Source organism: Anaerotignum propionicum DSM 1682, from assembly GCF_001561955.1.
GTDB classification, from domain to species: domain Bacteria; phylum Bacillota; class Clostridia; order Lachnospirales; family Anaerotignaceae; genus Chakrabartyella; species Chakrabartyella propionicum.
The window spans coordinates 2,028,814-2,046,404 of the sequence record NZ_CP014223.1; the positions used below are offsets into that span (position 1 = coordinate 2,028,814).

The window sequence follows — 17,591 nt, forward strand, 5'->3', positions numbered from 1 at the left end:
GTTGCCATATTCCCATTATTATCTGCCACCAGCCTTCCCAAACAATTTTTCCTTGTATTTCGGAGCATGAACCAAAAGGTTATATCGCTCATTACCGCATTTATACAAACATACCCCACGCTGAGGGAACTTGATAAGATTGTATTCACTTTGTTCAATCTGTAAGGTATCCATATAAAACTTTGCATCAACAGCACCAGCATTGAAAAGAAATTGGTGTGTGGGGATGGAGAACAACGGTTTTGTCATCTCACGAATGCCCTCAATATTAAAGTCCTCCAAATTCTGACTGGACAGAATTACGGAGGACTCTTTCTTTCGTACTCTTTTCATAAAGTTTCTGATGTACTCAATGGCGGTCATATTTGTAAGGAATAAATACAGTTCGTCAATGGCAGCCGCCGTATGCCCCTCAGTAAGAAGTTTGTCACTCATAAAGGATAAAACATTGAAAAGCAAAGCATTTTTCACATTCTTACTTGCATTTAATAAACCTTTTACTCCAAACACAATAAATCTGTTTGAAGTGATATTGGTGTGTCCGTTAAAGAACTTACACTCTGCACCCTTACACATAGAATGCAGTCCCAGTAGAATTTCCTGTAACAATTCAGCTGTATAAAGCTGATACTTTGCTTTGTCATAGTCTTTATATTCTTTCTCAGTCAGCGCATAAAGGTCAGACAAGATGGGATAGTCCTTAGATTCAAGGGATGCAAAGTCGGTGCTATCACTGATATTCAAATTGGAATATAATTTGCCAAGCATAATTTCAATGACATCAATATGCCTGTCATCAAAGTCTTTATAGCTACGGAAAAAATCTTTTAAAAAGCTGATGTGCTGACTGAGTTTGGTTGCTTGTCTAAATGCAATGGGTGCATCCTTATCCTGTGGCGATCCACCGTCGTCCCAACTTTTCGGTTCTAGTGGATTTATCATATACTGCCCATTCATCAAATCCACAAAACAACCACCTAAATTTTCTGCCAGCTCAGCAAATTCATGTTCTGGATCAAGGCAAATTACACTTTTTCCAGACTCTAAGATATTACACAAAATCAGCTTGAGAAGATAGCTTTTACCTTGTCCCGAGTTGCCTAATATGAGAATACAAGGATTGGTTTTGTCATCATCTCGCTTATCGAAATCCACAAGAATGTTACTGCCAAACTTATCTCTGCCTAAATAAAAACCGTTGCTGTCTGTCTTCCCCGAATAATTAAAGGGATACAGATTTGCAACGGATGAAGCTGGGAGTACTCGTTCAAACTGACTGCCAAAAATATTTCTACCTGATGGACCAACACAAAAAAAGCCTTGTTGTTGACGGAGCAACAGCCTATCCACGTTAAGCTTACTTCGAACAAGTTCTGTCAAAACATCAATTTGTAATAGCTTTAGGCTGTCGTAGTCCCTTGCAGTCAGTTCAATGTATACTGCACAATGCAAGAGTGGTTCACGATTTCGATGCATTGTTGATACCAAAGCAACCACATCCTGCAGATTACTTTCAGCCGTGACACTTTCTTGCAAATCGTTAGTGTTTGCAGTGTTCATTCTGTTCTTATTTGTAGCATTATGAATGATTCTTTTTTCTTCTATTTGTGTTACCTGCCTTGTATAGATACGCAGTGTCACACCATCTTTCTCACCTAAGTGGCGTAGGATTGCCTGTTCTTCAGTTACTGTGGGATACTCACGAAGTGCCCACACACAGCGAAATGTGTTTCCGCAAATAAAATGGTCAGTCTGAAACTTGATGATGCCTGGCGCGATCATGTCAATAAAATCCTTAATTTTTGTATCCTCCTTTTGTGGAACCTTTGGCTTTGTTTGCTTTATCATAATGGATACTTCCTTTCTTTTTACTTGGTATCACTGAAAATACCGCCACATTTCTGTGACGGTGCTACAATTTCTGGAATTTTCATGGTATTATTAGGTATAAATGTATTTCTTAATTGTTTATATAATTTGAAAGAAGGGCTAATATGAAACCGTGGTTTACAATAGACCAAATTGATTCTAAAACACATATTATCAGCGAATATCGTCACTGGGAAGAAACACATTGTTATCTTCTCCAAGGAAGCGAACATGCGCTTTTGATTGATACAGGGCTTGGTATCTGCGACATATCTGCGGAGGTGATAAAGCTGACCGACAAGCCAGTGACAGCTGTCGCTACGCATATTCACTGGGATCACATCGGCAGTCACAAACGCTATCCTGATTTTTATGCGCATGAAGCGGAACTCAATTGGCTTTCCGGCGAATTCCCTTTGAGCATGGATACTATACGTGAAATGGTGCTTGACCGCTGCGATCCACCGGAGGGTTACGATGTCGGCACATATGAGTTCTTTCAGGGAACGCCCACAAGAGTGCTGCGCGATGGCGACATCATTGATCTTGGCGGCAGGATCATTACAGTATTACACACCCCCGGTCATTCCCCAGGACATATGTGTTTCTGGGAAGCCGCAAGCGGCTACCTCTTTACTGGAGACCTGGTTTATAAGGACACACTGTTTGCCTATTATCCCTCCACCGATCCCCAGGCATATCTGAACTCATTGGAAAAAGTTGCGGCGCTGCTTGCAAAGCGAGTGTTGCCGGCGCACCATTCTTTGGATATTCACCCTGAAATACTCGTTCGTATGCGCGATGCGTTCCGCCAACTTGACAATGAAGGCAAGCTTCATCACGACAGCGGAACGTTCGACTTCGGTGATTGGGCAGTTTGGCTATAACCTTGCCAAACAAGCAAAATGGAAGCTGATGTACTGCGTCAGCTTCCCATTGCTTTTTCATCGTCTAAAACTACCTTGTCAGGTATCCACGAAGTGCCCAGACACAATGAATTTCCGCAAATAAAAATCTACATTAGATTTAATTCCCGCTAGAGCAATCATATCTAAAAATATTTTGATTTGACTGCTTAGTTCAGCTGCAATCCTTTGATTTTCAGTCCTCTCTCTATTTTATTTCAAAAAAGCAACCTCTCGAATGAAGTTGCTTTAGGTTAATTGATATTTTGTTTTATTAAGGTATTTAGGCTTTGGGTGGTATTACTCATAATTTGTAGTTATGAACTTTAAGTTTTAAACCATCACGTTCTATTAATTCTTCTGAAAACTGTTCAAAACCAAACTTCTTTAAGATTTTTTCACTTGCCACATTATCAACTAATACATCTGCAAACAATTTTACATTTTTATATTTCTGCTTCATGTAGTCAAGTAACCACTTTGTAGCAATGGTGGCGTTTCCTTGTCCCCATGATGATTTGCAAAACTGATAGAATAACCCATATTGCAGGTTCTCTTTGTTTATTGGTGGACAACCAATAATTCCAATGAGCTCTCCGTTTTGGATTACTGCAAAAACATCTAAAGGCTTAAATATCTCAATTCTGTTTTCAACATCCTCTAAAGTACATGGAAGTTTCATGTTAGTGTACTGAATAACATCTGCATCTGCCCAAATATTTAATAAACCCTCTGCATGACAAATATCAAGATTTTTATATTGCAGCTCACTCATATTGCACCCCCTGGTATCTAAATAATAAGCATTCTTATTTTGAGAGCTTCCTTTTCTGATAAGTTATTCGGCATTAAAGTGTCTGCTCTAATTTTTCAAGTCAAACAGAATTTTAATGGTATACCTTTTTAACATTATAAAACTTATTTATCCTTGTAAAAAGCTTCGATTGCTCTAGCGGCAAACTCAGAGAAGCCTTCACCATATTTTTCATCAAAAAACTTCTTTTCTCTTTCACCCCGATAGTTGGCCGCCATAGACAACATCATACCAGTTTCATGTTTTACTTGCGTAAACTGTTTCATAACAAAACCATACTCACCAATTATCTGCTTAACTTCAAATGAATCTACAGGATAATCTTTCTGTTCACTTAGCTTTTTCTCAATCGCCCCTAGTTTTTTTCCAAAAGCCTCGCCCACCTCTTTACTTGGAGGGTTATTCATAGCGTTGAAAGCACTTTCTTTATCCCCATACCACTCGACCATTTTCTGATAGCCTTTTTGCATATCCTCTTTTGAACAACGCTCCACATAATGCTTTTGCCACTGTTCAATTCCACCAAATTCCTTTATAATAATCTCCTTCATGTTGTTCGGCATATGGTCTAGTGTTGTTTGACATAGTTCTTCAATTTCCGTCTTTGTAAATATTGCAAAATCCATCTTATTTTCTCCTTTCAGAATGTCATCGATACTGGCAATCAGGCATTCCATCCTCTCCTTTTTTGCCACTAACATTTTCCTCTGCATTTGCAGAATCTTATTTCTATCAAGAGAAGGATTACACATCACTGTTCTGATTTCTTTCAACGGAATATCAAATTCTCTGAAAAACAAAATCTGTTGTAATGTTTCCAGTGCCTTTTCGTCATAAAGACGGTATCCAGCATCGCTCTTCTCTGTCGGATTCAAAAGCCCAATCTCATCATAATAGTGAAGTGTACGCACACTAATACCTGTCAAATCTGATATTTCCTTTACTGTCCTCATTGTCATATGCCTCCTTTCTCCTGATAAAACCACTTTAATCTATGACGTTCCGTAGGGGTCAAGGCTTTTTTAATATTTAATTGTTAAATGAATAGTTAAATTCTTGATTGCACTAGTAAATTCGTGTTTGATGATTTTAGTCTTGCACAGAAAAACCTCTACCACACAGCGAATTAAAATTGAGCTATTTAAGTTGATGCACTTGTTTTGTATAGATTTTTAGGTTTGAGTCGAGGTCATTATACCGCTTTAGTCAGATGTTTTCAATGAGAAGCCTTACGCATCACCCAGCACCATCCACCTATCACCATCAAAATCCTCATACCTATCAGTAGTAACATTCTGTTCAAAGTACACTCCCAAAATTCTTTTAATATCCGCATTATCCGCTCGTCTTGCTGTAAAGCCCTGATCCTTTAGGCTCTTTTCTATACGAGATAAATACGGAAACACGTCACTTTCTTTTTCATTTTTCAATCGAATGATTATGAGAAATTCTCGAGCAGTAGCCATCTGCACTTGCATTCGGTCAAGATTGGTGCTATCTTGCATTAAAAGTTTTCGTATCATCGGATTTTCCTCTTCCTCTATACGATTTTTCAGATACTCCTTATTGTCATCAAAATTCTCTTTGGAATTAAGGCAGAGCATTTCAATTTCTGCAATACCTTTCAGTACCGTCATCAGTGCATATATTCTACTGCTTACACTGCTTTCCGAAAGTACAGAGATATTGGTTGGGTGGATGATGAAATATACAAGTTCACCATATGGCGTAACAAGGCTGTAATCAGTAATTTCCGTAATTCCCATCAGTTCTCTTGTGGAATTTTTATGTTTTTCTCTCTGTTTTTTCATACTTAATAATTTCCTTTCTACATTTGTCTTTCTGGATAATCAGGTCGTGATTTGCTCTTGGTTCAAACAAAATATGGGTGCAGCATTATGCTGCCCATTCATATGTCTGTGGCTTTAAAATAAAAAAGGATACAGCATATCGGATAAAATCCAAGATACTCATATCCTCAATGCGAATGCTTAAAAAAGCATATGCCGCAGTAATCACAACTGGGAATAGGATGCCTGTTTGAGCAAGGGCAAAAACAGAAATAAGCAATCCTATTCCAATGATTCCAATGTCACGCAGTTCCCACAGCCATAGTGTTGCTTTTGCTTTTAAGTTATCAGGATACATATACATTTTAACTTTCCTCACTCGTATTATATAGTAGTAGTGTTTATAGTCCCTCTCCAAGGACCGTATATACTGCTTTCCATAGCCTCTCTTTACCTTTTCTATAGGTATGGCTATGATATATAAGATACTGTGGATTGGTTTTTCCTCTCTACCACTTGATGGTTTCAGAAAGTGTCCAACCACAGTCTCTTTGTTTGATTGTTGATCAGTTAGATACCGCATGACGGTTTATTTAGAACGAGTTCACAACTACGAAGAGCACCTGTGGGTTCTAAACAGTGTCAAATACACATTGAAGGAGATTTTTATGATTTACGTAGGTATTGATATTGCCAAAGATAAGCATGATTGCTTTATCGCTAATTCAGATGGTGAAGTGCTCTTTAATTCTTTTACCATTCCAAACAACAGAGAGGGCTTTGATGAACTCTATCAGAAGATTGAATCCGTTTCAGATGATATGACTAAAGTAAAAGTAGGACTGGAAGCCACTGGACACTACAGCTATAACATCTTGGGATATCTTCTTGATAAAGGTTGCCCGACCTTTCTTATCAATCCGTTACTTACTAGTCTTTACAGAAAAAGCCTAAGCCTTAGAAAGACCAAAACGGATAAAGTGGATGCCCATACGATTGCTACCATGCTCATGTCTGATGTTGACTTAAAATCCTACTCAGACACATCTTACCACAATGAACAACTCAAGTCACTTACACGCTATCGGTTTGATAAAGTAAAAGAACGTGCAAAACTCAAAACGTCCGTTGCTCGGCTTATGGTGATTCTCTTCCCTGAACTAGAGAAACTCGTTCCTTCTCTTCATATTGCCTCTGTCTATGCTATGATGAGCGAATTCCCATCTGCAAAGGCTATCTCCCATGCTCACCTGACTAGACTTACCCACCTTTTAGAACTGGCTTCCAAAGGGCATTATTCCAAAGACAAAGCAACTCTCATTCGGGAAGCAGCTCGACAATCCATCGGCTCGGATATGCCAGCTAAATCTTTGGAACTAAGGCACACCATCAAATTAATTAATGAACTATCCTCTGAGATTGACGAAATCGAATTTCACATCAAGGCAATTATGACTGACATAAACTCGCCCATCACAACGATTCCAGGAATCAACCTGCGTATGGGAGCAATGATTCTTGCGGAAATCGGTGACTTTAATCGGTTTGATTCTCCAGACAAGATACTTGCCTATGCTGGATTATCCCCTTCTACATACCAATCTGGCCAGTTGGAATCTTCCTACTCACATATGGAGAAGCGTGATTCCAGATATTTGCGATACGCTCTATTTAATGCTGCCAAGTTTGTTTGTATTTGGGATCCTACTTTTTCTGCCTATCTGGCAAAGAAACGTGCGGAAGGTAAGCATTACAATGTTGCGGTATCCCATGCTGCTAAAAAGCTCGTAAGAGTGATTTACCAACTTGAAAAGACAAAACGGCCATACCTCAAAGCATCCTAAATTGGTGTAAATAAATATCTCCTTTTTGAGCACCTGCAAAGATGCTCTATTTGTCATGCAGTTTTCAAGGTGCTGATTTATAAAAAATGCTTTTCAATATTTTTATCATAAATACAATTTTAGTCTTGACTTTTAATAGTTAGACTTTCTTCCTTGGATTTTCCCAAGAAAAAAGCAATTCCCCGGAGAACAAAGTCTACGCATGGAATTGCCACACTGTTTCCAAGTGCCTTGTATCTTGGCGAATCTGAGGCTTTTGGTATATTTGTCCAATCCACGGGAAAGCCTTGCAGTCTTTCACATTCAAGAGGTGTCAGCCTACGGACAAGGTTACGTGATACTGCAAGATTTTCACTTCCTCCACCATTGTCACCGCCTTCCGCTCTTAAAGTGCTACAACCTTCCTTGTAATCTGCAAATGCAGACTGTCCATAGATGGTGCTTTGGCTATCAATAATACACTTATCTTGGCTGACATATTGATTGCCTGCACCTTTCAAATCACCATTACATAATGTTCCTACTACATCTTGATAAGGTTCAGGCTTATAGATGGCATGAATATCCGACGTTGTAAGGGTATAACTGATATCTTTCTGCACCCCTTGACCGTTGCCACCGTTATGATCTTGGCGGTTAATCGTATTGCTGGCAATGCAATAGCTTTCCTGTACTATAGCAATTCCACCTTGGTTTTTACTTGGATCTGGGTTTCCAGTATCAAGGGTTCGTGATTTATCTGTTTTCCGACACCCTGATAATGAGTTATTAGATTTCATTGAATTGCTGTCTTTGCTATCCAAGCTATACGCAACGGGCTTTGAAACAAGAGGAATATTATTGCCACCTGTTCCATAGACTGCTGCCACTGTGGGTGCAACTTTCAGCGGTCCGTTATATCTGCAATCCTTTCCGTGATTATCAAACAGTACAGGCTGATTTTCTCCCCTTGTTCCGGCAGCTGATGTAATGATCCGGCAAAAATTTTCACAAATTGCCTTGCCTACTTGCTGACTTCCCAAAACAATGGGAAGATTCCCACCCATGTTGGCTCTTAATGTGGCTGTTATGTTTTCGGTAATATCCATGCGATTTCCACCTTGGTCATTTAAACAAAACATTGGTTCTGTAACAAAGGTCTGCATCTGCATATTCTGTGTTTCCATCAATGCACCCGAAAGATTTTCAAGATCAATTCCTTCATCCCTTTGATTAATGTGATAAGATTTCATGTCGTTCATACTTGATAGACTGCTATTATCTGCCTGTGTAATTCCGGCTTGTATTTCCAATGCTGTTTTTAATTGTTTAGGCAACTCCTTACCCCTTGATTTTGCTCGTCTAAGTATTCCCAAGCAAGCGGTCTTGCTCAAATAGTATTTGGGGAGCGGCGTGTCCTCCAAAATCTGCGACAAGAAAGATTCTTTTGCGTCTTTGGGCGACACCCCAGTATTGAGCATCGAGAACTCTCCAAGCAAGAGAGAATTCTCCTCCCAAAATGCACCCAGCAGGTTTCCATACCCCTCCCGCAGGTCGAGGTACAGATACGGTGTCGTCTGCAATTCGAACGGTCTCTTCAATAACCGCTTTGAAATCTTCTCCATCCTGAGAGGAGAAGGCTCCGGGGACATTTTCCCAAACGAAGAATCGAGGTCGAATAAGGTCATTTGCTTTTCCGTCTTTTCCATTGGCACACCTCATTTCTTTTGTTATTCTAATCTGCTCCATAAAGAGTCCGGAACGTTCACCCTCAAGTCCTGCTCTTTTTCCTGCTACAGATAAATCCTGACAAGGTGAGCCTCCACAAATAATATCCACAACAGGAAGCTTGCTACCATCAAGCTTTGTAATGTCACCAACATGGAGCATTTGGGGGAAACGAATTCTTGTAACTTGGATGGGAAAACTTTCGATTTCACTGGCCCACAGAGGAACAATTCCGTTGTGAACTGCGGCAAGGGGAAATCCGCCAATCCCATCAAAAAGGCTTCCCATTGTAAACATTCAAATCATCTCCATTCTATAAGCACTTTCCTTTCTACTTCGCCACCCCTTGAACAATGGTTCTAGTTGTATTTACTGCGGCTTGAGCCGTATATACCGCACTCATGACATTTGCTTTTGTTGAAGTATCCAAACCAAATGCCCCTGCAATTCTTGGAATTTCACCGGCGGACAGCATAAGTCCCAAACCCAGTAATGCATTGTCTTTTAATACCATTAATCCTGCCGTAAGTATGGTTGCTTGCAAAAAAGCAGTTAAACAAAGTCCTATAATTTGTTTGCACCACCCTATAAATCCATCCAAATATCCACGGGGAACAGAGAACATATATAAGCTTCCAACAGCTATCTGAATGAGCAAAATACCACCACGCTTGAGATTTGCAAAGAATACTTTTATCACCGCATATCCCATCAGAATAATCGTGAACAAGCCCATAATAGGTGAAGTAACGTCTGACATGCCGCCAAAAACATTAGAACTGACAACAGCATCAATATTCCCCGCACTGCTTAATCCAGTTATAATGCCGTTCGCTAATTCACTGATTCCATTTGCATGACCTGTAATTCCTGTAGTAAAGCTTCCTTGTAAATTCACCGATAACTTATACAGTTCTATTGGAGCAACAGTAAATAGGCTGACTGCCATAAACCCTTTGATGGCATTTATCCCTGCATCCTTAAGATTTCCTCGTCCGTTCTGATATTCAATTCCGGTTTCAAAGCAGGACACCACAAGCCCTGTAACATAAAGAGTCCATGCAAGATAAGAAAAAAACAGCACAATGCTTTGAACCCAATTCATCTCAAATAATTCCACCCCCATATTGCCCATCAGAGCAAAAAAGTCGCCCAAAAAGCCTACAAGATGTCCATAAAAACAATCAATGATTTGATCCATCACATCACTAAGCAAAAAATCCCATATAAACAAAAAGCGTAACCTCCTTTCTATCCAAAAAAAAAGCATACCGTTTTCACGATATGCTTCAGGGTTGCATAAAAAATGACGGAGTGCTAATTTTCCAAAAATTCCAGCTCTCCGTCATCTTTATTCATTATTTCCAATATCAGTTTTGCTCCCATGCGAAAGCCTTGCGTAAATCGTTCCTCAGCATTGATACAACAGAGTTTTCCTTGTGCTGTAACAAAGTCTTGCAATTTTTCTTTCTCCTCTGCATCCAGCAGGTCACTAAATTTTTCTTCAATCTCAGCCAACTCAGCCATGCACTTTTGATATTCACTTCCCTGTACCACTTCCTTTGCTATGGGGCACAAATTTCCGTTGTACAGCTCACTAAGTAATTTCTCTTTCTGCATTTTTCTCACCTCCTTCAGCACAACACAATAGCATCATTAATGAATATTAGCTATACCTAAAACCAACAACCTTGACATGAAAAAGCAAGGATATTTTCTATCCTTACTACTGATTATTATCTTATTACAACTCAGCTTCATCTAAAGCCTTTATAATGAGCTCTGTGATAAATGCCTTTTGGGTTAAATGCTGGTTTTTATCAAGGTGATTTTTAATCCTTAAGAAAAGTTCCTCTGATATTTGCAAAGCAAGTGTCCTTGTTTGGGCCATGCTTTTTCCCTCCTTCATTTGATAATATTCAATGAGCAACTTTTCTACATATTGGTTTAGCGTAAGTCTGCTTTCTTCTTGGCTTGTTCTTACCCTATTGTGCAATTCAATGGGAATTTTGGCACATAAACTTTTTGTTTCTTTCATCCCATTCCCCCCTTTTTTAATTTTGCAAGCAAAGCATACTCTAAATCCTAAGCGAAAGCTATATCCAATACCAACAAGAAGTGAAGTAAATAGCAACAGCATTTACTTTGTTACATAGCGATATAGTCCATAGAAATCTTGAAAAGGACAGCTTCATCACGAGTTGGTTGAAAGTGATAATTTACTGTGTTAAACTCATATTAAATATCTACAGAAAACTTTCTGAAAAGGTAGTTATGTTGGAAGGCTGTGATGCAATGTTTTTTAATAAAAAACTTAACTTTTATTCTTCTCATTTAGATAGTTATATTGAACATCTAAAAAAAGGGGATTTGGGATATCTCCCATGGATTTTTTGCGTCTTCGCAGAAGATTCTGACAAACATAAATTGAAGGCTGCTCAGGCATTAAATGAATTTTTAAATGAGCTTTCATTTGATGAACTTTGCCAAACCGATATACGAATGCGTGAAACAACTTCAGTGGAATGGAGTATCAACTGGAGGGCATTAAATATCAAAAAATTTATTACTAATCAAATGTCTGAGAATGAGAAACGTACAGTTTTTATTTTTGCATCTTTTAATCCTAATGGCTATATTAGAGAAGAAGCTATAAATGCTCTTGTGACACATAATGAATCACTCCTCTTTATTCTTTTGAGATGTAACGACTGGGTTGATCAAGTGCGTCAATCGGCATTGTTATTGCTTTCCAAAAGATTTATAAATGCAAGTGATGAGGAGATAGTTAATGCACTGCCTCTTATGGAAAAACTTCGTAGAAGCGAGAGATGTGAATTTAGTAGTATTCTTTCAATTATAGTTAGTGCCTTTGGATCCAATAAATCTTTGATAGAAAAAGGACTAAACAGCAGAGAAATACGAGCAAGACGATTTTGCATATCTGTTCTTGGTAATTTACCTAAAATTGACGATAAATGTCTGCTTACTCATATAAAACATGAGCAAGATCCTTTTTTAAGAAAAATGGTTTTTCAACTGCTTTTAAAAACAAAAGCGGATCTTGATGAATTGAGTAGACAATTTCTTAAAGACAAATATCCACCCAATCGCATATTGGCATTGCATTTCTTATACGACTATAAACCTGATATTGCTTTAGATATATCTGAGAATATGCTGATGGATAGAAATACACAAGTTCGAACATTAGCTCGTAGTATTATTTCTAAAAGCGAAAGAGTAATTGATGTTCGGCAACTTTATATCAATAATCTACCCACAGATCCAGTTGTCAGTCTATTAGGATTAGGTGAAGTGGGCATACATGAAGATTGCAATTTAATAGAAAATTATTTAGCAAACGACTGTATTTCCATTATTCGTGCGGCAATGACTGCGTTAATGCGTTTGGATTCAGCAAAATTCATTCCTCGTATAACAGAGATGTTGTCTTCCCAACATGCAGGTATTATCAAGACAACAACATTACTACTTAGAAAAAATAAAGGTTATGATTTTGAACGAATATTTCAACTCCAAGAAGCTTCTTCCAATGAGAATGTAAAGGTAAAATGTGCCACTCTCTTATTTTCAAGTTCGAAATGGAAATCACTGATTTACGCATTGATGCTACTTGGCAGTGACTATGAAAAATTGGAAATTTTATGCCATACACAAATAAGCAGATGGATTTGTTCATATAATCGTTCGTATGCTGTGCCATCAGAAAACGAGAAGCAGAGATTGAATGAACTTTTAATTGAGAAAAATAGATTTCTTGGGCTTGAAATAGAAAAACAGCTTTTATTTTTATCAAGATGAATGCTTTTTGGCATCTTCCTGTTATGAGCATACTCTTTGACATACCATTGACTACTTAACCGAAGATAATATTATCCTTGTATAAAGGCAGCAATTCAATATCTACAAAAACTAACCCGGCTGTAAAAATCAGCCGGGTTATCCTAATTATACCGCAATGGTTTCCATGTGTTCAAAATCAATGACCACATCTGCCTCATCAAAGGTTATTTCGAACAAGATAAGCGCAGGGAGCACATCAGGAATGCTCATAATGTATTCCGGCATCTTCGATAGAAACTTAGCCTTAATTGTTTCAACTGAAACAGAGCTTTTTTTAACAACACCAGCCTTTACTCGCACATGTTCTTCTCCGTTTTCCGGAATCGTTGTGAATGCGACATGAGGATTTTCCCCAAGTTCCACAACCTTTTGGTTGTTGCCGAAAGTAGAGAAATACAGGGTTTTCAGCTCCTCATCGTAATAAAAATTGACAATGCGTACATTGGGCACTCCATCCACAGCCGTTGCGATTGCCATTGCTGTCTGTTTTTCCATCATTCGTTCATATTCTTTTTTAAAGTCCATTTGTCATTGACTCTCCTTTTTTCTTTTTTGGCTTTGTCATCGGCAATTGGGCACAGGTTTCCTGTACCAGCCTGCACAAAAAATCCCTATCTTCAATTTCTTCCAGCAATATTCTGGGCTTTGCTCCGTCATAGGGGATACCCATGGTAACTTCAGGCAATAGTCCCAAACCTGCTTCGGTGGGGCTGATAAAGAGCTGATTATCGCAAACGAGGGCAAAACACTTACCGTCACAATAAACAGCGTAGTCGCCAAACATTTTCTTGTAGGTAATAGATCCTGCAAGGCTCATCTGCTCGCAAACGTACAAAACATAATCCATTGATGATGCCATGCACAATCCTCCAATCGTATGGGTACTTATTTCGTAAATGAGCCAATTTCAATTAGGTTGCCCTCCGGATCTGCAATATAGCAAGTCCGCTGTCCCCATGGCTCTGTTGTAGGCTCTAAGACAGGCACCGCACCTTTTGAAACAACTTGCTTAAAGGTATCATCCACTGCGGTATAGTTTGGGACACTCATTGCAATTTCATAATGGCCGTTAATATCATTGGCATAAGAAAATGACCTTTTTGCCATCTGCTCAAAATCGGTTCTACGATAAAGCAAAAACAAAGTTCCATCTTTCATCAGATAGACATTGCTTGCATTATCTTCCTCTTTGATTTCAAAACCAAGTACGTCACGGTAAAAGCGCACCATAGTTGGCATATCTTTCACGAAAATTCCAAAGCCATCTAATTTCATGCATTTTTCCTCCTTTTTACTTCAGGGCAATGTAAATATCAATATCACAGTTTTCCGGGTCGGCATTTCGGTATTCCTCGAAATCGCCTGTGAAACTGCGGTCTAAATCCGTCTGCCAAATCTCTCCCCACGAATCGGAGACGGCTCTTTCCATATGTCCATGCACAGAAAATTTAGCGTATTTTCCGGCAGGGATTGATTTTATGGTCAGCTCAGGATTTTCTGCCTTGGAAACCTCATTTCCTACCGTTACGCAATATCCATCCTCCGTATAATCAGAATAGAGCCCGATGGCATACTCATTTACCTTGTTTTTTATCACGGCATTGATGCCGCCTTGGTACAACTTCTCCCAAAGCCCGCCAATAATTTTCCCCATTTGAGGGTCACTGTTGCTGGTCGCAGCACTTACCCCAACCATAATCTTTTCCTCTAAATGCACAACTTCATAGTTCATTTTAATCGTCCTCCTTGTCTTTGATGTTATCATCATAGCAAAGACCAGTTGACAACAGCGTGTCATATTATAAATATTGTGCCAGCGTTTTTTGCAGTTTCTTTTTTACTTGCAGACGGATGTCCTCTGGCTCTAAAATTTCACAATGCTCACCGAAAGTCGCAAGATATTGATAGACCCAATCGCCTCTGGGCATGGTAAGCTGTGCAATAAAATCACCGTCTGGGAGCGTCTTGTATTGCGAAAACTCATCATATACACGATATGCCATTTTCTTTAACAGCTTCAGCGTGATGGTTACGAAATCATCTTGAAATATCTTGTCGTCTTCAAATATCTTTGCAGGGGCGGTACGTTCAAAGTGATCATCCATCAGCTCCAGCTCTTTCATTCGCCGCAGCTTAAAAAAGCGATAATCCTGACGCACTGTGCAGAAAGCATAAAGATACCAGCTTTGCCCCTTAAAGCAGAGTTTCATGGGTTCTACTGTACGCTGTGTACTACCCTCACTGCTGTGATAATGAAATACCACTTTTATCTTTCCAAGAATGGCGGTTTTGAGCTGGCTGAACAGCAGTGCTTCCTCCTCAGCATTTGCCCAACCAGAGAAATCGACTTCAACCCAATCGGCGTTGGTGCTTCCAAACAAGGATGACAGCTTTTGCACCGCAGTATTGGTTTGCTCCAAATTGACCGCCTCTACCGCGTGAAGTGCTGCCAAGATATCTGACTTTTCGCCATCGGTCAGTACGGTTTTATTGAGAACGAAGTCAGGGAGCAATGAAATTCCACCGCCCTTTCCTTTTGTCATATAAATAGGTATTCCCGCCGAGGATAGAAGCTCCACATCCCGGTAAATGGTGCGGGGAGAAACCTCAAAGTGCGTGGCAAGCTCCCCGGCGGTCATACTTTCTTTGTTCAGGAGTAAATAAATCATTTCAAACAGCCTATTAATCTGCATATTATCACCTCTACTGCTTTTATTATAAGATGATAATATGACATCTGCAAGGCATATTAAAATAATTAACTATCATTCGTAATACTGCATCGCCAAAATCGTCCAGTCAATTCTTGCATAAGAACGGTGGTTTATTTGACTTACTATCTTTTTCTTCAGCCATAAAAATATCCATATTTCAGTTTTCGTACAAGACAGCGATATCGTGTATTCTGCGTTTCATTTCTGTGCGTATATATAACGGCTCTAAACACTCACATTTATTTCCAAAACTAAGAAGAATATCAAAATAGTAATCGTTCTCTATAAAAGGGAAATCAACAATATAATACTCATCGCCATCTGGAGCAAATTCTTCATAAGCACAAAAATCAAGCACCCTATCCATCACAGCTTTATGAATGCGAATTTTAATTTTTGTTTGTATTGTTTCTAAAATATCCGAAAATTCTAAAATCGGTTTCTGATAATCTCGTGGCATAAAAGATTCCTCTTTTATTTGTAGATTTGATATGCGCGATAGTTTGAATAAGCGATAATCACTCCTCTTATGGCAGTAGCCTTGAAAGTACCAATGACTATTTTTCAATACAAGCTGATACGGCTCGACTACTCGTGAAGTTTTATTTCCGTGGTGAGCTGAATATTGAAACGAAAGTAGCCTGCTTTCCTGTAAGGCTGTTTTTACAATTTCCAAATACGGTTGGATATTCCTGTTACCCATCCAAGGGCTCAAATCTATATGAATTTGATTTGCTTTTAATTCTATGTCTTTCGCCTTATCGGCAGGGATAAAGCTCTTAACTTTTGCAAGGGCATTTACCAATTCATCACCTCGTACTGTGTTTGAAAGGCTGGAAAGCCCCATTAAGAGAGCAGAAAGATCATCAGTGGAAAAAACCTTTTTATCAAGTTTATAGTTTGGCATAATTTCAAATCCTCCACCCACTCCTGATGTGGAGCGGACAGGAATACCTGCCATATTAATTGTATCTATATCACGGTAGATTGTGCGAGGTGAAACTTCAAACATATCCGCTAACTCCTGTGCACCTATCCGTTCTTTATCCAGAAGTATCATAATCATACTAACAAGTCTGTCTATTTTCATTGGACCAATATCTCCTTTTTTAATTGTTGCCACACAGTTGTCAACAATCATATGATACAATAAAAAAGCAAACAAAACAATATTACCCATCAAATGGAGGAAATCTATGATTACAATCTATGTTTATATTCTTGATACTTTAGCCGACTGGGAATTGGGATATGTTACTTCGGAGCTAAATTCTGCTCGCTTTTTCAAAAAGGATGCACAGAGTATATCTCTCAAAACGGTTAGTTGCTCTAAGGAGCCAATCCGTACAATGGGAGGACTGACAATTATGCCTGATTGCCTGATTGACAATATGGTTGTAAATGAAACAAGTGCATTGCTATTGCCGGGTGCAAATACATGGAGCGACACAAAGCATGAAACTATTATCGAAAGAGCAAGTGAATTCCTTTCTGCAGGTGCGGTGGTGGGTGCAATCTGTGGAGCCACTGCTGCCCTTGCCAATGTTGGGCTTTTGGATAATCGTCCACATACCAGTAATGGATCGGGATTTCTTGAAATGGTTTCTCCCTGTTATAAAGGCCAAAATTTTTATATAGACGATTCGTCTGTAGCGGATAACAACCTCATTACCGCGGGTTCTACCGGAGGCTTATTGTGGGCAAAGCAAATCATTGAACACTTAAGCGTTTTTCAATCAAACACACTGGAAGCCTGGTACAAGTATTTTAGTACCGGTAAGCCTGAACATTTCTTTGCGCTGATGCAGACTTTGCCATCTAACAATGAAAATTGATACACCTTTGTCTTAAACAGAACAGTTGTTAAATCCGTATGAAATTGAGGACAGCCTTGCACTATCAGCAAGGCTGTCCTCGTTATATTTTCACCGTCATATCCCAAGTATAGTCCAGGGTATGCTTGCAAAAAGATGGTGAACGCAGCTCAAGTGCTCCACAATTCAGCAATTCTCGTTCATCGCTGTAAACCATAGTAAATAGTACTACCCCTTAGGGAGCATATTTATTATGTATTGATATTC

At 39.0% G+C, this 17,591-nt stretch carries 19 protein-coding genes and 1 pseudogene; 4 read left to right on the forward strand and 16 right to left on the reverse strand.

Annotation, left to right across the window (positions count from 1 at the left end; all coding sequences use genetic code 11):
- Positions 1 to 18: 18 nt before the first annotated feature.
- Positions 19 to 1,848 (reverse strand): VirB4 family type IV secretion system protein, encoded by a 1,830-nt coding sequence (locus CPRO_RS09375; protein ID WP_066050859.1) that lies wholly within the window; start codon positions 1,846 to 1,848, stop codon positions 19 to 21.
- Between the two features lie 146 nt (positions 1,849 to 1,994).
- Here CPRO_RS09375 and CPRO_RS09380 point away from each other — a divergent pair, with 146 nt between their 5' ends.
- Entirely contained in the window at positions 1,995 to 2,756 is a 762-nt protein-coding gene (locus tag CPRO_RS09380; RefSeq protein ID WP_066050862.1) for an MBL fold metallo-hydrolase, read from the forward strand.
- Between the two features lie 322 nt (positions 2,757 to 3,078).
- On the opposite strand, the gene CPRO_RS09385 is transcribed toward CPRO_RS09380, so the two are convergent.
- From CPRO_RS09385 to CPRO_RS09400, 4 genes are all read right to left on the reverse strand, one after another.
- Positions 3,079 to 3,549, reverse strand: a complete 471-nt coding sequence (locus CPRO_RS09385; protein ID WP_066050865.1) for a GNAT family N-acetyltransferase — start codon at positions 3,547 to 3,549, stop codon at positions 3,079 to 3,081.
- A 143-nt stretch (positions 3,550 to 3,692) separates the two neighbouring features.
- Complete coding sequence (locus tag CPRO_RS09390) at positions 3,693 to 4,541, reverse strand: MerR family transcriptional regulator (RefSeq protein ID WP_066050869.1); 849 nt, start codon at positions 4,539 to 4,541, stop codon at positions 3,693 to 3,695.
- Between the two features lie 276 nt (positions 4,542 to 4,817).
- Positions 4,818 to 5,399, reverse strand: a complete 582-nt coding sequence (locus tag CPRO_RS09395; RefSeq protein WP_066050872.1) for a hypothetical protein — start codon at positions 5,397 to 5,399, stop codon at positions 4,818 to 4,820.
- An 85-nt stretch (positions 5,400 to 5,484) separates the two neighbouring features.
- Complete coding sequence (locus CPRO_RS09400; protein ID WP_066050875.1) at positions 5,485 to 5,742, reverse strand: hypothetical protein; 258 nt, start codon at positions 5,740 to 5,742, stop codon at positions 5,485 to 5,487.
- A 304-nt stretch (positions 5,743 to 6,046) separates the two neighbouring features.
- Between CPRO_RS09400 and CPRO_RS09405 the strand changes: the two genes are divergently transcribed.
- Complete coding sequence (locus tag CPRO_RS09405; RefSeq protein ID WP_066050878.1) at positions 6,047 to 7,222, forward strand: IS110 family RNA-guided transposase; 1,176 nt, start codon at positions 6,047 to 6,049, stop codon at positions 7,220 to 7,222.
- 119 nt (positions 7,223 to 7,341) lie between these two features.
- Here the strand turns inward: CPRO_RS09405 and CPRO_RS16315 are convergent, their stop codons facing one another.
- The 5 genes and pseudogenes from CPRO_RS16315 to CPRO_RS09425 all read right to left on the reverse strand — a co-directional run bounded on the left by CPRO_RS16315 (position 7,342) and on the right by CPRO_RS09425 (position 10,967).
- The gene (locus CPRO_RS16315; protein ID WP_479688671.1) at positions 7,342 to 8,268 is read right to left on the reverse strand and encodes a DNA cytosine methyltransferase; all 927 of its coding nucleotides are present in this window, start codon (positions 8,266 to 8,268) and stop codon (positions 7,342 to 7,344) included.
- Positions 8,241 to 9,217, reverse strand: a pseudogene (locus CPRO_RS16270) (DNA cytosine methyltransferase); the annotation flags it as partial. The gene CPRO_RS16315 and the pseudogene CPRO_RS16270, both read right to left, overlap by 28 nt.
- A 43-nt stretch (positions 9,218 to 9,260) precedes the next feature.
- Entirely contained in the window at positions 9,261 to 10,163 is a 903-nt protein-coding gene (locus tag CPRO_RS09415; protein ID WP_066050881.1) for a conjugal transfer protein TrbL family protein, read from the reverse strand.
- 83 nt (positions 10,164 to 10,246) lie between these two features.
- Complete coding sequence (locus CPRO_RS09420) at positions 10,247 to 10,549, reverse strand: DUF6809 family protein (RefSeq protein WP_066050884.1); 303 nt, start codon at positions 10,547 to 10,549, stop codon at positions 10,247 to 10,249.
- A gap of 124 nt (positions 10,550 to 10,673) precedes the next feature.
- Positions 10,674 to 10,967, reverse strand: a complete 294-nt coding sequence (locus CPRO_RS09425) for a 4-oxalocrotonate tautomerase (protein ID WP_066050887.1) — start codon at positions 10,965 to 10,967, stop codon at positions 10,674 to 10,676.
- A 236-nt stretch (positions 10,968 to 11,203) separates the two neighbouring features.
- Here CPRO_RS09425 and CPRO_RS09430 point away from each other — a divergent pair, with 236 nt between their 5' ends.
- Positions 11,204 to 12,754: a hypothetical protein gene (locus CPRO_RS09430; protein ID WP_200777665.1), complete on the forward strand. Its 1,551-nt coding sequence runs from the start codon at positions 11,204 to 11,206 to the stop codon at positions 12,752 to 12,754.
- Between the two features lie 147 nt (positions 12,755 to 12,901).
- Here the strand turns inward: CPRO_RS09430 and CPRO_RS09435 are convergent, their stop codons facing one another.
- From CPRO_RS09435 to CPRO_RS09460, 6 genes are all read right to left on the reverse strand, one after another.
- Positions 12,902 to 13,321 (reverse strand): pyridoxamine 5'-phosphate oxidase family protein, encoded by a 420-nt coding sequence (locus CPRO_RS09435; RefSeq protein WP_066050891.1) that lies wholly within the window; start codon positions 13,319 to 13,321, stop codon positions 12,902 to 12,904.
- Positions 13,311 to 13,655: a TfoX/Sxy family protein gene (locus CPRO_RS09440; RefSeq protein WP_066050894.1), complete on the reverse strand. Its 345-nt coding sequence runs from the start codon at positions 13,653 to 13,655 to the stop codon at positions 13,311 to 13,313. Before CPRO_RS09440 ends, CPRO_RS09435 begins: the two co-directional genes overlap by 11 nt.
- A 26-nt stretch (positions 13,656 to 13,681) precedes the next feature.
- Positions 13,682 to 14,071 (reverse strand): VOC family protein, encoded by a 390-nt coding sequence (locus CPRO_RS09445; RefSeq protein ID WP_066050896.1) that lies wholly within the window; start codon positions 14,069 to 14,071, stop codon positions 13,682 to 13,684.
- A 16-nt stretch (positions 14,072 to 14,087) separates the two neighbouring features.
- Positions 14,088 to 14,528 (reverse strand): GyrI-like domain-containing protein, encoded by a 441-nt coding sequence (locus CPRO_RS09450; RefSeq protein WP_066050899.1) that lies wholly within the window; start codon positions 14,526 to 14,528, stop codon positions 14,088 to 14,090.
- A gap of 67 nt (positions 14,529 to 14,595) precedes the next feature.
- Positions 14,596 to 15,489, reverse strand: coding sequence for a helix-turn-helix transcriptional regulator (locus CPRO_RS09455; RefSeq protein WP_066050901.1), 894 nt, complete (start codon positions 15,487 to 15,489; stop codon positions 14,596 to 14,598).
- A 178-nt stretch (positions 15,490 to 15,667) separates the two neighbouring features.
- Positions 15,668 to 16,600 carry a helix-turn-helix transcriptional regulator gene (locus CPRO_RS09460; RefSeq protein ID WP_066050904.1) on the reverse strand — a complete coding sequence of 311 codons (933 nt, stop codon included), beginning with the start codon at positions 16,598 to 16,600 and terminating at the stop codon, positions 15,668 to 15,670.
- 106 nt (positions 16,601 to 16,706) lie between these two features.
- Between CPRO_RS09460 and CPRO_RS09465 the strand changes: the two genes are divergently transcribed.
- Positions 16,707 to 17,345 carry a type 1 glutamine amidotransferase family protein gene (locus CPRO_RS09465; protein ID WP_066050907.1) on the forward strand — a complete coding sequence of 213 codons (639 nt, stop codon included), beginning with the start codon at positions 16,707 to 16,709 and terminating at the stop codon, positions 17,343 to 17,345.
- Positions 17,346 to 17,591 lie beyond the last annotated feature (246 nt).

Excerpts from the sequence above, each read along its gene's own strand:
- CPRO_RS09375 (WP_066050859.1), bottom strand. The coding sequence starts at position 1,848 with ATGATAAAGCAAACAAAGCCAAAGGTTCCACAAAAGGAGGATACAAAA.
- CPRO_RS09380 (WP_066050862.1), top strand. The coding sequence starts at position 1,995 with ATGAAACCGTGGTTTACAATAGACCAAATTGATTCTAAAACACATATT.
- CPRO_RS09385 (WP_066050865.1), bottom strand. The coding sequence starts at position 3,549 with ATGAGTGAGCTGCAATATAAAAATCTTGATATTTGTCATGCAGAGGGT.
- CPRO_RS09390 (WP_066050869.1), bottom strand. The coding sequence starts at position 4,541 with ATGAGGACAGTAAAGGAAATATCAGATTTGACAGGTATTAGTGTGCGT.
- CPRO_RS09395 (WP_066050872.1), bottom strand. The coding sequence starts at position 5,399 with ATGAAAAAACAGAGAGAAAAACATAAAAATTCCACAAGAGAACTGATG.
- CPRO_RS09400 (WP_066050875.1), bottom strand. The coding sequence starts at position 5,742 with ATGTATATGTATCCTGATAACTTAAAAGCAAAAGCAACACTATGGCTG.
- CPRO_RS09405 (WP_066050878.1), top strand. The coding sequence starts at position 6,047 with ATGATTTACGTAGGTATTGATATTGCCAAAGATAAGCATGATTGCTTT.
- CPRO_RS16315 (WP_479688671.1), bottom strand. The coding sequence starts at position 8,268 with ATGGGTGGGAATCTTCCCATTGTTTTGGGAAGTCAGCAAGTAGGCAAG.
- CPRO_RS09420 (WP_066050884.1), bottom strand. The coding sequence starts at position 10,549 with ATGCAGAAAGAGAAATTACTTAGTGAGCTGTACAACGGAAATTTGTGC.
- CPRO_RS09425 (WP_066050887.1), bottom strand. The coding sequence starts at position 10,967 with ATGAAAGAAACAAAAAGTTTATGTGCCAAAATTCCCATTGAATTGCAC.
- CPRO_RS09430 (WP_200777665.1), top strand. The coding sequence starts at position 11,204 with ATGTTGGAAGGCTGTGATGCAATGTTTTTTAATAAAAAACTTAACTTT.
- CPRO_RS09435 (WP_066050891.1), bottom strand. The coding sequence starts at position 13,321 with ATGGACTTTAAAAAAGAATATGAACGAATGATGGAAAAACAGACAGCA.
- CPRO_RS09440 (WP_066050894.1), bottom strand. The coding sequence starts at position 13,655 with ATGGCATCATCAATGGATTATGTTTTGTACGTTTGCGAGCAGATGAGC.
- CPRO_RS09445 (WP_066050896.1), bottom strand. The coding sequence starts at position 14,071 with ATGAAATTAGATGGCTTTGGAATTTTCGTGAAAGATATGCCAACTATG.
- CPRO_RS09450 (WP_066050899.1), bottom strand. The coding sequence starts at position 14,528 with ATGAACTATGAAGTTGTGCATTTAGAGGAAAAGATTATGGTTGGGGTA.
- CPRO_RS09455 (WP_066050901.1), bottom strand. The coding sequence starts at position 15,489 with ATGCAGATTAATAGGCTGTTTGAAATGATTTATTTACTCCTGAACAAA.
- CPRO_RS09460 (WP_066050904.1), bottom strand. The coding sequence starts at position 16,600 with ATGAAAATAGACAGACTTGTTAGTATGATTATGATACTTCTGGATAAA.
- CPRO_RS09465 (WP_066050907.1), top strand. The coding sequence starts at position 16,707 with ATGATTACAATCTATGTTTATATTCTTGATACTTTAGCCGACTGGGAA.